Raw genomic sequence first — 15,782 nt, 5'->3', positions numbered from 1 at the left:
TCCCTCGACAAAGTGAAGCGGCCGCATTTCCGATGTCATTCTCGGCTCTGCACTCAGTTTTCTGATGCCGTCTGCTGCAAATGGGTGGTTGCGTTAAATGGCGAATGAAGAGACGCTGCGGGACTACCTGAAGCTGGCGACAGCGGATCTTCAGCAGACGCGTCAGCGGCTGCGCGAGATCGAGGCCCGGAACCAGGACCCCATCGCCATCGTCGGCATGGGCTGCCGCTATCCCGGAGGCGCGACCTCGCCGGAGGAGCTGTGGCAGCTGGTCGTCGACGGCGTCGACGCCATCACCGGCTTCCCCGTCGAGCGCGGCTGGGACATGGAGACCGTCTACCACCCCGACCCTGAGCACCCGGGCACCAGTTACGCCAACCAGGGCGGCTTCGTCCAGGACTTCGCCCGGTTCGACCCCTCGCTCTTCGGGATCTCGCCGCGCGAGGCCCTCGCCATGGACCCGCAGCAGCGGCTCCTCCTGGAAACCTCGTGGGAGGCCTTCGAGCGCGCGGGCATCGACCCGACCTCGATGCGCGGCAAGCAGGTCGGCGTGTTCGTCGGCACGAGCAACCACGACTACCTGACGGCCCTGCTGAGCTCCTCCGAGAACGTCGAGGGCTACCTGGGAACCGGCAACGCGGCGAGCGTCGCCTCGGGCCGGCTCTCGTACACCTTCGGCCTCGAAGGCCCGGCCGTCACCGTCGACACCGCCTGCTCCTCCTCGCTCGTCGCCCTGCACCTCGCGGTGCAGGCGCTGCGCAACGGCGAGTGCTCGCTCGCCCTCGCTGGCGGCGCCACCCTGATGTCCGCGCCCGGCACGTTCATCGACTACAGCAAGCAGCGCGGCCTGGCCACCGACGGCCGCTGCAAGGCGTTCTCGCCGGACGCCGACGGCTTCAGCCTCGCCGAAGGCGTCGGCGTCCTGCTCGTGGAGCGGCTCTCCGACGCCCGCCGCAAGGGCCACCACGTCCTGGCCGTCATTCGCGGCTCGGCCGTCAACCAGGACGGCGCCAGCAACGGCCTGACCGCGCCCAACGGCCCCTCGCAGCAGCGCGTCATCCTCCAGGCGCTCTCCAATGCCCGGCTCACGCCCGCCGACGTGGACGCCGTCGAGGCACACGGCACCGGAACCGGCCTCGGAGACCCCATCGAGGCGCAGGCCATCATCGCCACGTACGGCCAGGACCGCCCCGAGGGCCGGCCGCTGTGGCTGGGCTCCCTCAAGACCAACATCGGCCACGCGCAGGCCGCCGCAGGCGTCGCCGGAGTCATCAAGAGCGTCATGGCGATGCGCAGCGGCGTACTGCCGCGCACCCTGCACGTGAGCGAGCCGACCCCGCACGTCGACTGGTCGTCGGGCGAGGTGTCGCTGCTCACCGAGGCGCGCCCCTGGCCGCAGCACGGCGGGCCGCGCCGGATCGGCGTCTCGTCGTTCGGCATGAGCGGCACCAACGCGCACATCATCCTGGAGGGCGCCGAGGAACCCGCCGAAGCCGCTGAAGACCGGCTGGCCGACGCCGACGCCGACGCCGCCGACGGCGTCCTCCCCGGCACCGAGCCGGCCGGCCTTCCGGCCGCCCTGCCGCCCGTCCTGCCCGTCGTCCTGTCCGGCAAGACCGAGCCCGCGCTGCGGGCGCAGGCGGCCGCACTGCACGCCCACCTCACGACCCGGCCCGGCCTCCGTGTCGAGGACGTCGCCTGCGGGCAGGCGCTCACCCGGGCCGCCCTGGACCGCCGTGCGGCGGTCGTCGCCCAGGACCGGGACGAACTGCTGGCCGGGCTCGCGGCGCTCGCCGAGGGCCGCCAGTCCGCCGACGTGGTCGAGGGGAGCGCCACCGAGGGCAAGCTGGCGTTCTTGTTCACGGGACAGGGCAGCCAGCGCCTCGGCATGGGGCGCGAACTGTACGAGACCCACCCGGTGTTCGCGCAGGCCCTGGACGCCGTGTGCGCGCGCTTCGACATGCAGCTCGAACTGCCCCTGAAGGACGTCCTGTTCGGGGACGACGCCGCTGTCCTGGATCGGACGGAGTACACGCAGCCGGCGCTGTTCGCCGTCGAGGTGGCGCTGTTCCGGCTCGTCGAGAGCTGGGGTCTGAAGCCGGACTTCCTGTCCGGTCACTCGATCGGTGAGATCGCTGCCGCGCACGTCGCCGGGGTGTTCTCGCTGGACGACGCGTGTGCGCTGGTCGCGGCTCGCGGGCGGTTGATGCAGGAACTGCCCGCGGGCGGTGTGATGATCGCGCTGGAGGCGTCGGAGGACGAGGTCCTGCCGCTGCTGACCGACCGGGTGAGCATCGCGGCGGTCAACGGCCCGCGCTCGGTGGTCGTCGCGGGTGACGTGGGCGCCGCGATGGCGATCGCCGAGGCGTTCCCCGACCGGAAGACCAAGCGGCTGACGGTGAGCCACGCGTTCCACTCGCCGCACATGGACGGCATGCTCGACGCCTTCCGCAAGGTCGTGGAGGGGCTGACGTACGGCGCCCCGCGCATTCCGATCGTGTCCAACCTGACCGGTGCCCTCGTCACCGACGAGATGGGTTCCGCCGAGTTCTGGGTCCGGCACGTCCGCGAGGCCGTCCGCTTCCTCGACGGCATCCGCTGGCTGGAGAGCCGCGGGGTCACCGCCTACGTCGAGATCGGCCCCGGCGGCGTCCTGTCCGCCCTCGGCCAGGACTGCCAGACCGCGACCGGCCCCCGCACCGCCGCCTTCCTGCCCGCGCTGCGCACCGGACGCCCCGAAGCGCGCTCCCTGACCGCCGCCGTCGCCGGCGCCCACGTCCGCGGGCTCTCCCCGGACTGGGCCACCCGCTTCGCCGGGACCGGCGCGCGCCGCGCCGAGCTGCCGACGTACGCCTTCCAGCGCGACCTCTACTGGCCCCGCGACCCCTTCACCGACCTGAGCGAGCCCGCCGACGGCCGCGAACTCGGCCTCACCGACGCCAAGTTCTGGGAGGTCGTCGACAGCGAGGACCTGGCCGCCCTCGCCGAGACCCTCGGCGTCGACGGCGACGAACCGCTCAGCGGCGTGCTGCCCGCGCTCTCCGCCTGGCACCGCCGCAACCGCGACCGCGACACCGTGGGCGGCTGGCGCTACCGCGTCACCTGGAAGCCGCTCACCGACACCGCGCCCGCCCCGCCGGCCGGGCACTGGCTCCTCGTGGTGCCCGCCGGTCACACCGACGACCCGTGGGCCGTCGCCGCCGCCCAGATCCTGGCCGCACGCGGTGTCACCGTCAGCAGCGTGACCGTCGACGCGACGGCCGACGATCGGGCCGCCCTCGCCCGCAGGATCACCGAGGCCGTCACCGGCGCCGCGGAAGCCGGTGCCCCCGCCGGCGTGCTGTCGCTGCTCGCCTTCGACGAGCGGCCGCACCCCGAGGACGCGGCGCTGCCCGCCGGGCTCGCCGCCACCCTCGCCCTCGTCCAGGCACTGGGCGACGCGGACGTGGACGCCCCCCTGTGGGCCGCCACCCGCGGCGCGGTGTCCACGGGCCGTTCCGACCGGCTCACCGGCCTCGCCCAGGCACCGCTCTGGGGCCTCGGCCGTACCGCCTCCCTCGAACTGCCCGCTCGCTGGGGCGGCTTGGTCGACCTGCCCGCGACCCCCGACGAGCGCGCCGCGGGCCGGCTCGCCGACGTCCTGGGCGGCCTCGGCACCGAGGACCACCTCGCCGTACGGTCCACCGGCGTGTTCGTCCGCAGGCTGACCCGGGCCCCCCAGGAGCAGGCCCCCGCCACCGAGTGGTCCACCTCCGGGACCGCTCTCGTCACCGGCGGCACCGGTGCGCTCGGCCGCCACGTGGCCCGCTGGCTCGCCCGTAGCGGCGCCGAGCACCTGCTGCTGGTGAGCCGGCGCGGCCCCGACGCCGACGGCGCGCCGGAACTCGCCGCGGAACTGCGCGAACTGGGCACCCAGGTCACCCTCGCGGCCTGCGACGTGGCCGACCGCAACGCCGTGGCCGAGCTCCTCGCCACCGTCCCGGCGGCCTTCCCCCTGACCACCGTCGTCCACGCCGCCGGCGTGCTCGACGACGGTGTCCTCGACGCGCAGACGCCGAGGCGCCTGGCGGACGTCATGCGCCCCAAGGCCCACGCGGCGCAGGTCCTGCACGAGCTGACCCGCGGCCTGGACCTCGACGCGTTCGTCCTCTTCTCCTCCCTCGCCGCCGCCTTCGGCGCCGCCGGACAGGCCAACTACGCCGCCGCGAACGCCCCCCTCGACGCCCTCGCCGAGCAGCGCCGCGCCGACGGCCTGCCCGCCACCGTGATCTCCTGGGGCGCCTGGGCCGAGGCGGGCATGGCCACCGACGAGCTCGTCGCCGAGCGCCTGCGCCTCGCCGGACTCCCGGGCCTCGACCCCGAACTGGCCCTGTCGGCCATGCACATGGCGCTCACCCTGGACGAGACCGCCTCGCTCGTCGCGGACATCGACTGGGACCGCCTGGCGCCCGGCCTCACCGCCGTACGCCCCTGCCCGCTGATCGCCGACCTCCCCGAGGCGGCGCACGCCCTCGCCACCGCCGATACGCCCGACGCGGGCGCCGAGAGGGCCGACACGTTCGCCCGGCAGCTCGCCCAAGCCCCGCCGGCCGAGCGCGACGCGCTCGCCCTGGAGTTCGTCCGTACCCAGGTCGCCGCCGTACTCGGCTACCCGGGCCCCGGATCCGTGGACCCGGCCATCGCGTTCCGGGACCTCGGCTTCGACTCCCTGACCGCCGTGGAGATCCGCAACCTCCTCGCCTCCCGGACCGGGCTGCGCCTGCCCGCGACCCTGATCTTCGACTACCCCAACTCCCTCTCCCTGGCCGTGTTCCTCCAGGGCGAACTCCTCGGCGCACAGCCCTCCGCCGGCCGGGCCCCGGACACGGGTACGGGCGCCGGCCCGGGCTCCCGTGGCGCCACCGACGACGACCCCATCGCGATCGTCGCCATGAGCTGCCGCTTCCCCGGCGGGGTGAGCACCCCCGAGGAGCTCTGGCAGCTGCTCGTGACCGGCCGCGACGCGATCGCAGGCTTCCCGACGGACCGCGGCTGGGACCTCGACGGGCTGTACGACCCGGAGTCCGTCACCGAGAACACCACCTACGTCCGCGACGGCGGGTTCCTCGCAGACGCCACCGAGTTCGACCCCGGTTTCTTCGGGATCTCGCCGCGCGAGGCCCTCGCCATGGACCCGCAGCAGCGCCTGCTCCTGGAGACCTCCTGGGAGGCCTTCGAACGGGCCGGCATCGACCCCGCCACCGTGCGCGGCGAGCGGATCGGCGTCTTCACCGGCACCAACGGGCAGGACTACCTCGACGTCATCCTCGCCGCCCCCGACGGCAGCGAGGGATTCCTCGGCACCGGCAACGCGGCGAGCGTCGTCTCCGGCCGCGTCAGCTACGTCCTCGGCCTGGAAGGCCCGGCCGTCACCGTCGACACGGCGTGCTCGTCGTCGCTGGTCGCCCTGCACTGGGCGATCCAGGCACTGCGGCAGGACGAGTGCACCATGGCGCTCGCGGGCGGCGTGACCGTCATGTCGACGCCCGCCTCCTTCATCGACTTCAGCCGCCAGCGCGGCCTCGCCGCCGACGGCCGCATCAAGGCCTTCGCCGCCGCCGCCGACGGCACCGGCTGGGGCGAGGGCCTCGGCATGCTGCTCGTCGAGCGGCTCTCCGACGCCCGCCGCAACGGCCACCCGGTGCTGGCCCTGGTCCGCGGCTCGGCCGTCAACCAGGACGGCGCCAGCAACGGGCTCACCGCCCCCAACGGCCCCTCGCAGCAGCGCGTCATCCGCCAGGCCCTCGCCAGCGCGGGCCTGGCGGCCACCGACGTGGACGCGGTCGAGGCGCACGGCACGGGCACCCGGCTCGGCGACCCGATCGAGGCGCAGGCCCTGCTGGCCACGTACGGGCAGGACCGCCCCGAGGGCCGGCCGCTGCTGCTCGGCTCCATCAAGTCCAACCTCGGACACACCCAGGCAGCCGCAGGTGTCGCCGGTGTGATGAAGATGGTCCTCGCCATGCGGCACGGCGTGCTGCCCCCGACCCTGCACGTGGACGAGCCCACCCCGCACGTCGACTGGACGGCGGGTGACGTCGCCCTGCTGACCGAACCGAGGCAGTGGCCCGAGACCGGGCGCCCGCGCCGTGCGGGTGTCTCCTCGTTCGGCATCAGCGGCACCAACGCCCACACGATCATCGAACAGGCCCCGGAGGCAGCCGACTCCGCGCCGCAGACTCCGGTGCCGCTCCCGGCCGACGCCCCGCTGCCCTGGATCCTCTCCGGCAAGAGCCAGGACGCCCTGCGCGACCAGGCCCGCCGCCTGCACGCCCACGCCACGAGCCACCCCGACCTGCGCCCCGCCGACCTCGGACTCTCCCTGGCCCTCGGCCGGTCCGCGTTCGAGCACCGCGCCGCCGTGGTGGCCACGGACCGCGCCGCGCTGCTCTCGGGACTGGAGACGCTGGCCGGGGGAGACCACGCCGCCGGGCTCGTGACGGGCTCACCCGCCGCGGGCAAGCTCGCGTTCCTGTTCACGGGACAGGGCAGCCAGCGGATCGGGATGGGGCGTGAACTGTACGGGACCCAACCGGTGTTCGCGGATGCCCTGGACGAGGTCTGCGCCCGGATCGACCTCGAACTCCCGTTGAGGGACGTGCTGTTCGGGGCGGACGCGGCGCTGCTGGACGAGACGCGGTTCACCCAGCCCGCGCTGTTCGCGGTCGAGGTGGCGCTGTTCCGGCTGCTGGAGTCGTGGGGCCTGCGGCCGGACTTCCTCTCCGGTCACTCGATCGGTGAGATCGCTGCCGCGCACGTCGCCGGGGTGCTGTCCCTGGACGACGCCTGCGCAATGGTCGCCGCCCGTGGTCGTCTGATGCAGGCGCTGCCGGGTGGTGGCGTGATGATCGCGGTGCAGGCGTCGGAGGACGAGGTCCTGCCGCTGCTGACCGATCGCGTGAGCATCGCGGCCATCAACGGCCCTCAGTCGGTGGTCATCGCCGGTGACGAGGACGCCGCCACGGCCGTCGTGGCCGCCTTCCCCGACCGGAAGAGCAAGCGCCTCGCCGTCAGCCACGCGTTCCACTCGCCCCACATGGACGGCATGCTCGACGCCTTCCGCCAGGTGGTGGAAGGGTTGTCGTTCGGTGAGCCCCGCATCCCGGTCGTGTCCAACCTGACCGGTGCCCTCGTCACCGACGAGATGGCCTCCGCCGAGTTCTGGGTGCGGCACGTCCGTGAGGCGGTCCGTTTCCTCGACGGCATCCGTGCGCTGGAGGCCGCCGGAGTCACGACGTACGTCGAGCTCGGGCCCGACGGGGTGCTGTCCGCCCTCGCCCAGGACTGCGTCACGCAGGACGCCGTCTTCGTCCCCGCCCTCCGCAAGGGCCGCGCCGAGGCCGAGGCCGTCACCACGGCCCTCGCGCAGGCCCACGCCCACGGCGTCACCGTCGACTGGACGGCGTACTTCGCGGGCACCGGCGCCCGGCGCGTCGACCTGCCCACCTACCCCTTCCAGCGGCAGCGCTACTGGCCGGCCATCTCCTCCCTCTACCTCGGGGACGTCGAGGCGATCGGCCTCGACGACACGGCCCACCCGCTCCTGAGCGCCGGCGTCGCCCTGCCCGAGTCGGACGGCATGGTGTTCGCCGGGCGCCTCGCCCTGTCCACCCACCCCTGGCTGGCCGACCACGCCATCCTGGGCAGCGTCCTGCTGCCCGGAACGGCCTTCGTGGAGCTCGCGACCCGCGCCGGTGACCAGCTCGGCTGCGACCACCTCGAAGAGCTCACCCTCGAAGCGCCCCTCGTGCTGCCCGAGCGCGGCGGCGTCCGGCTGCGCGTCTGGGTCGGCGCCGCCGACGAGGCGGGCCGCAGGCCGTTCGCCCTGCACTCCCGTGCCGAGGGCCTGGCGGCCGAGGAACCCTGGACGCGGCACGCCGCCGGTGTCCTGGCCGAAGAGGCCCGCCCCGCCGCCGACTTCGACCTGACGGCCTGGCCCCCGGCCGGTGCCACGGAGCTGCCGCTCGACGGCCGCTACGACGCGCTCGACACCATCGGCTTCGCCTACGGCCCCACCTTCCGCGGCCTGCGCACGGCATGGCAGCTCGACGGCGCGGTGTACGCCGAGGTCGCGCTGCCCGAGGGCGCCGAGGACCAGGCGGGCCGCTTCGGCCTGCACCCCGCGCTGCTCGACGCCGCGCTGCACGCCATCGGGCTGGACGGCATCGGAGCCGACGACGGCCAGGGCCGGCTGCCCTTCGCCTGGTCCGGGGTGTCGCTGTACGCCGGAGGGGCGAGCGCACTGCGCGTCCGCCTCACCCCGGCCGGAGCCGAGGGCGTCCGGCTGGAGATCGCCGACGCGTCCGGCGCCCCCGTCGCGGCCGTCGGCTCGCTCGGGCTGCGGCCGGTGACCGCCGGCCAGCTGCACGCCGCGCGCACCTCGTACCACGAGTCGGTGTTCCGCCAGCAGTGGACCGAACTCGGCGGCCCCGCCGCCCCGGACGCGGCCGCCACGGTCCGGTACGCCCTGCTCGGCGCCGCGGCGGCGGGGACCCCGCAGGACCCGGACCGCTACGCCGCCCACTACGCCGATCTGGCGGCGCTGGCCGCCGCCGTCGACGCGGGAGCGGCCGCCCCGGACGAGGTGGTCGTCCACCTCGCCCCGGCGCCCGCCGCCCCGTCCGCGCCCGCCGTGCACGACGCCGCGCACGCCGCGCTGGCCCTCGCCCAGGCCTGGCTCGCGGACGACCGGTTCGCCGCCGCCCGGCTGGTGTTCGTCACCCGCGGCGCGGTGGCCGCGACCCCGGACGAGGACGTGACCGACCTGGCCGCCGCCACCGTGTGGGGCCTGCTGCGGTCCGCGCAGACGGAGAACCCCGGCAGGTTCGCGCTCGTCGACGCCGCCGCAGACGCCGCTGCAGACACCGCCGCGGAAACCGCCGCGGACGGAGGCCACGGCGCCCTGCGCGCCGCGCTCGCCTCCGACGAGGAGCGCTTCGCCCTGCGCGCGGACGCCGTGCTCGTCCCCCGCCTCGCCCGCGTCGAGACCGGCGGGGAGGACGGCGGCCGCACCCCGGCCTTCGGCCCCGACGGCACGGTACTGATCACCGGCGCCACCGGCGCGCTGGGCGGCCTCGTCGCCCGGCACCTGGCCACCGCGCACGGGGTGCGCCGCCTGCTCCTCGTGGGCCGGCGCGGCGCCGACGCGCCGGGCGCGGCCGAGCTCGCCCGGGAACTCGCCGAGTCGGGTGCCACCGCCACCTGGGCGGCCTGCGACGTGGCCGACCGGGACGCCCTCGCCGCGCTGCTCGCGGAGATCCCCGCCGACCACCCGCTCACCGCGGTCGTCCATACCGCCGGCGTCCTCGACGACGGGATCCTCACCTCGCTGACCCCCGACCGGCTGTCGGCGGTGCTGCGCCCCAAGGTGGACGCGGCCTGGAACCTGCACGAGCTGACCCGGGACCTGAAGCTCTCCGCGTTCGTGCTCTTCTCCTCCACCTCCGGCGTGTTCGGCGGCCCCGGCCAGGGCAACTACGCCGCCGCCAACTCCTTCCTGGACGCCCTCGCCCGGCACCGCCGCGCCCAGGGCCTCCCGGCGTCCGCGCTGGCCTGGGGCCTGTGGTCCGTGGCCGACGGCATGGCCGGCGCCCTGGACGCCGCCGACGTCAACCGCATGCGCCGCGCCGGACTGCCGCCGCTGACGACCGCCGACGGCCTCGGGCTGTTCGACACCGCCGTCCGCCTCGACGACGCCGCCGTGGCCCTGATGCGCGTGGACACAGACGCGCTGCGTCCGCTCGCGGCCGCCGGCACCCTCGCGCCGCTGCTGCGCGGCCTGGTACGGGGCGTCGCCCGCCGGTCGGTGGCCTCCGCGGCCGCCGGTTCCGAGCCGGAGCTGCGGGCCCGCCTGGCCGGGCTGTCCGCCGCCGAACAGGACCGCGCGCTGCTGGACCTGGTCCGTACACAGGTCGCGGCCGTACTCGGACACGCCGGCCCCGCCGCCGTCGAGTCCGGGCGGGCCTTCAAGGAGCTGGGCTTCGACTCGCTCACCGCGGTGGAGCTCCGCAACCGGCTGAACCAGGCCACCGCCCTGCGCCTGCCCGCCACCCTCGTCTTCGACTACCCGGACCCGACCGTCCTGGCCCGCCACCTGCGCAGCGAGCTGATCGACGACACGGACCTGGACACCGCCGAGGCCCTCGCCGCCGGGTCCGCGACGCCCGCGGCCACCGCGGCGGCCGACGACGAGCCCATCGCCATCGTCGCCATGAGCTGCCGCTACCCCGGTGACGTCCGCACCCCCGAGGACCTCTGGCAGCTCCTGACGGCCGGCGAGGACGGCGTCACCCGCCTCCCCGAGAACCGCGGCTGGGACACCGAGGCCCTCTACCACCCCGACCCCGAGCACCCGGGCACCTCGTACGCCCGCGAGGGCGGATTCCTGCACGACGCCGCGGAGTTCGACGCCTCCTTCTTCGGGATCTCGCCGCGCGAGGCCCTCGCCATGGACCCCCAGCAGCGCCTGCTCCTGGAGACCACCTGGGAGGCCTTCGAACGGGCCGGGATCGCCCCGTCCTCGGTGCGCGGCAGCCGTACGGGCGTCTTCGCGGGCGTCATGTACCACGACTACGGGGCGCGCCTGCACGCCGTGCCCGACGGCGTCGAGGGCTACCTCGGCACGGGCAGCTCCAGCAGCATCGTCTCGGGCCGCGTCGCCTACACGTTCGGCCTGGAGGGCCCGGCGGTCACCGTCGACACGGCCTGCTCCTCCTCGCTGGTCGCCCTGCACCTCGCCGCGCAGGCACTGCGCAACGGCGAGTGCTCCCTCGCCCTGGCGGGCGGTGTCACCGTGATGTTCACGCCGGGCACCTTCATCGAGTTCAGCCGCCAGCGCGGGCTCGCCGCCGACGGCCGCTGCAAGTCCTTCGCGGCCGCCGCCGACGGCACCGGCTGGGGCGAGGGCGCGGGCATGCTCCTGCTGGAGCGGCTCTCCGACGCCCGCCGCAACGGCCACCAGGTCCTCGCGCTGGTCCGCGGCTCCGCCGTCAACCAGGACGGCGCCAGCAACGGGCTCACCGCCCCCAACGGCCCCTCGCAGCAGCGGGTCATCCGCCAGGCCCTCGCCAGCGCCCGCCTGAGCGCCGCCGAGGTCGACGCCGTCGAGGCGCACGGCACCGGTACGACCCTCGGCGACCCGATCGAGGCGCAGGCCCTGCTGGCCACCTACGGCCGCGAGCACACCGACGAACAGCCGCTGCTGCTCGGCTCGGTGAAGTCGAACCTCGGGCACACGCAGGCCGCCGCCGGTGTCGCCGGCGTCATCAAGATGGTCATGGCGATGCGCCACGGCGTCCTGCCCAAGACCCTCCACGTGGACGAGCCGACCCCGCACGTGGACTGGACGGCGGGCGCGGTGTCCCTCCTCACCGACCAGGTGGCCTGGCCCGACACCGGCCGCCCGCGCCGCGCGGGCGTCTCCTCCTTCGGCATCAGCGGGACGAACGCGCACGCCATCATCGAGCAGGCCCCGCAGCCGGATCCCGCACCCCAGCCGGCCCCCGGGGCCGCGCCGGAGCCGGAGGCGACCCGTACGCCGTTCGTGCCCGTGGTGCTGTCGGCCCGCGGCGAGGACGCGCTGCGCGCCCAGGCCCGCCGGCTCCACACCCGCGTCCACGGCGACGAGGGCCTGCGGCCCGCCGACCTCGCCCTGTCCCTGGCAACCACCCGCTCGGCCCTGGAGCAGCGCGCCGCCCTCGTCACGGCGGACCGCGCGGAGCTGCTGCGCGGCCTGGACGCGCTGGCCCGCGGCGAGAGCGCGGCCGCACTCGTACGGGGAGCTGCGCGGGAGGGCCAGGTGGCGTTCCTGTTCACCGGACAGGGCAGCCAGCGCCTCGGCATGGGACGCGAACTCCACGACGCGTACCCCGTCTTCGCGGCCGCGCTGGACGAAATCTGCGCCGAACTCGACCGGCACCTCGAACTGCCCCTGAAGAACGTGCTGTTCGGATCGGACGCGGCCCTCCTGGACCGGACCGCGTACACCCAGCCCGCCCTCTTCGCGGTCGAAGTGGCGCTGTTCCGGCTGCTGGACGCGTGGGGAGTGCGGCCCGACGTGCTGTCGGGCCACTCCATCGGCGAGATCGCCGCCGCACATGTCGCGGGTGTGCTCTCCCTCCAGGACGCGGCCGAACTGGTCGCCGCCCGGGGCCGGTTGATGCAGGAGCTGCCCGCCGGCGGCGTGATGATCGCCGTCCGGGCGGCGGAGGACGAGGTCCTGCCGTTCCTGACCGACGGCGTGAGCATCGCCGCGGTCAACGGCCCGCAGGCCGTCGTCGTGGCCGGTGACGAGGACGCGGCCACCGATGTCGCCGACGTCTTCGAGGCCATGGGCCGCAAGACCAAGCGGCTCACCGTCAGCCACGCCTTCCACTCGCCGCACATGGACGCCATGCTCGCCGACTTCCGCAAGGTCGCCGAGGGCCTGGTGTACGGCGCCCCCCGCATCCCGGTCGTCTCCAACCTGACCGGCGCCCTCGTCACCGACGAGATGGCCTCGGCGGAGTTCTGGGTCCGGCACGTCCGCGAGGGCGTCCGCTTCCTCGACGGCGTCCGCGCCCTGGCCGCGGCCGGGGTGACGACGTACGTCGAACTCGGCCCCGACGGGACCCTGTCGGCGCTCGTCCAGGACTGCCTGACCGACACCGCCGAGGCTCCCGAGCCCGCCGCGGCCGCCGTCTGCCTGCCCGTGCTGCGCAAGGGCCGCCCCGAGGTCGAGGCCCTCGCCGCCGCCCTCGCCCAAGCCCACACGCACGGCGTCACCGTCGACTGGACGGCCTACTTCGCCGGCACCGGCGCCCGCCGCGTGGAGCTGCCCACGTACGCCTTCCAGCGCAAGCGCTACTGGCTCGACGTCGGCGTCTCCGTCGAGGACGTCCTCGCGGCCGGCCTCGACACCGCCGGACACCCACTGCTCGGCGCCACCCTCCCGCTGCCCGCCTCCGACGGGCTGGTCCTCACCGGCCGCCTCGCCCTCTCCACCCACCCCTGGCTGAGCGACCACACGGTCATGGACACCGTCCTGCTGCCCGGCACCGCCTTCGTCGAACTGGCCCTGCGGGCCGGCGCGGAGACCGGCTGCGACACCGTCGAGGAGCTGGCCATCGAGGCCCCGCTCACCCTCGGCGACCAGGGCGCCGTACAGCTCCAGCTGGCCGTGGACGCGGCCGACGAGGAGGGCCGGCGCACCCTGACGCTGCACTCCCGCCCGGCCGACGCCCCGGCGGGGGAGCCGTGGACGCGCCACGTCACGGGCGTACTCGCCCCGGCCGCACCGGCCCGCGCCTTCGACCTGGCCCAGTGGCCGCCGGCCGGCGCCGAACCCGTCCCCACCGACGGCTTCTACCCGGCAGCGGCGGCGGCCGGCCTCGGATACGGGCCCGTGTTCCAGGGGCTGCGCGCCGCCTGGCGCCGCGACGGCGAACTGTTCGCCGAGGTCGCGCTCGACGAGGCGTACGAGAGTGACGCGGACGCCTACGGCGTGCACCCCGCGCTCCTCGACGCCGCCCTGCAGGCCATCGGCCTCGGGGTGCCCGGCTCCGCCTCCGACGACTCCGCCGAAGGCGCCCGACTGCCCTTCGCCTGGACCGGCGCACGCCTCTACGCGACCGGCGCGGCCGCACTCCGGGTCCGGATCACCGCCGGAGCCTCCGGTGGCGTGACCCTGGACGCCGCCGACTCCACCGGCGCCCCGGTGGCCTCGGTCGACTCCCTGATCCTGCGCCCGGTGTCCGCCGCCCAGCTCGGCGGCGACCGCGCAGCGCACCACGAGTCCCTGTTCGGCGTGGAGTGGGCCAAGCTGCCCCTCACCGCCGGCACGGTCCCCGCCGGGGAACGGTGGGCCGTACTGGGCGAGGAGCGCGCCGACTTCCGCGTCGGCGGCGAACCGCTCGAGCGGCACCCCGGCCTCACCGCGCTGCGCCAGGCACTCGCCTCCGGCGCCCCGACACCCGACGTGGTGGTCGTCCCGCTGTCCGCCGCGGACTCCGCCGGCCGGGCGCCCGCCGCCCGCGACGCCGCGCACCACGCGCTCGCCCTCGTCAAGGAGTGGCTGGCCGAGGAACGCCTCGACGGCTCCCGGCTGGTACTGCTCACCTCGGGCGCGGTGGCCGCCGTACCGGGCGAACACGTCACCGACCTCGCCCACGCCCCGGTGTGGGGCCTGGTGCGGTCGGCGCAGTCGGAGAACCCCGGCCGGTTCGTCCTCGCCGACACCGACGGCTCCGACGCCTCCCTCGGGGCGCTGGCCGCCGCGCTGGCGGGCGACGAACCGCAGCTCGCCCTGCGGGCGGGCGAGGCGTACGCCTTCCGGCTGAGCCGCATCGCCCGGACCGCCGCCGAGGCCGGCCTGCTGGAGACCGGCCCGCTGGAGATCGACACCGCCGGCACCGTCCTCGTCACCGGCGCCAGCGGCACCCTCGGCAGGCTCTTCGCCCGCCACCTCGCCGACGCCCACGGCGTACGGAACCTGCTGCTGCTCAGCCGGCGCGGCGACGCGGCGCCCGGCGCGGCGGACCTGACGAGCGAGCTGACCGAGCTGGGCGCGACTGTCACCTGGGCGGCCTGCGACGCGGCCGACCGGGACGCGCTGGCCGCCGTACTGTCCGCGGTCCCCGCCGACCGGCCGCTGACCGCGGTCGTCCACACGGCCGGCGTCCTGGACGACGGGATCATCGACTCCCTCACGCCCGAACGCCTCGACACCGTCCTGCGCCCCAAGGTCGACGCGGCCTGGAACCTGCACGAGCTCACCGAGGGCCACCAGCTCTCCGCGTTCGTGCTCTTCTCCTCCGTCGCCGGCTGCTTCGGCGCCGCCGGGCAGGCCAACTACGCCGCGGCGAACGCCTTTCTGGACGCCCTCGCCCAGCACCGCGCGGCCCGCGGCCTGGCCGCGAGCTCGCTGGCCTGGGGCCTGTGGGCGGCCGCGGACGGCATGGCGGGCGCCCTCGACGAGGCCGACCTGACCCGGATGGCCCGCTCGGGCGTCGGCGCGCTCCTCCCCGAGGAGGGGTTGGCCCTGTTCGACACCTCCCGGACCCTGGACGACGCCGTCCTCGTCCCCATGCGGATCGAACCGGCCGTACTGCGCGCCCAGGCCGCCGACGGCACCCTGCCGCCGCTCCTGCGCGGACTCGTACGCACCCCCGCGCGCCGGGCCGCCGCCCCCGCGCCCCGGACCGCCTCCGGCTCCCGCTCCGCCGCCGAACCGGCGGGCACCCTCCAGGAGCGGCTGACGGGCCTGTCGCCCGCCGAACGGGACCAGGCACTGCGGGACCTGGTCCGTACCCAGGTGGCCGCCGTACTCGGCCACGGCACGGCCGACGACGTCGACGCCGCCCGCGGCTTCCTCGACCTGGGCTTCGACTCGCTGACCGCCGTCGACCTGCGCAACCGGCTCACCGCCGCCTCCGGGCTGCGGCTGCCCGTCACGCTGATCTTCGACTACCCGTCACCCGCGGCGCTCGCCACGTACATCGGGGAGAAGCTGGGCCGGGACGACACCGCCCGCAAGCCCGTCCACGCGGAACTCGACAAGCTCGAATCGATCCTCTCGGCGGTCGCCCCCGACGACGCCGAACGCGCGGGCATCACCGCCCGGCTGCGAGACCTACTGGCGAAGTGGAACGACACGCACGGTGCACAGGACAACGCCGCCGAAAAGCGGGACATCCAGGCCGCCACGGCCGACGAGCTCTTCGACCTCCTCGATGACGAACTCGGTCTCTCCTGAGATGACCCGGACG

The 15,782-nt window shown here is 75.3% G+C and carries 1 protein-coding gene; it reads left to right on the top strand.

Going from position 1 to position 15,782, the window contains the following annotated elements; translation table 11 throughout:
• Window positions 1-115: 115 nt before the first annotated feature.
• A complete protein-coding gene (locus OG386_RS02300) occupies window positions 116-15,769 on the top strand; it encodes a type I polyketide synthase (RefSeq protein WP_443053295.1) in 15,654 nt (5,217 codons plus the stop codon).
• Window positions 15,770-15,782 lie beyond the last annotated feature (13 nt).

It is taken from the genome of Streptomyces sp. NBC_00273, assembly GCF_036178145.1.
Lineage (GTDB): Bacteria > Actinomycetota > Actinomycetes > Streptomycetales > Streptomycetaceae > Streptomyces.
This window is presented reverse-complemented; position numbering and strand designations above follow the sequence as displayed.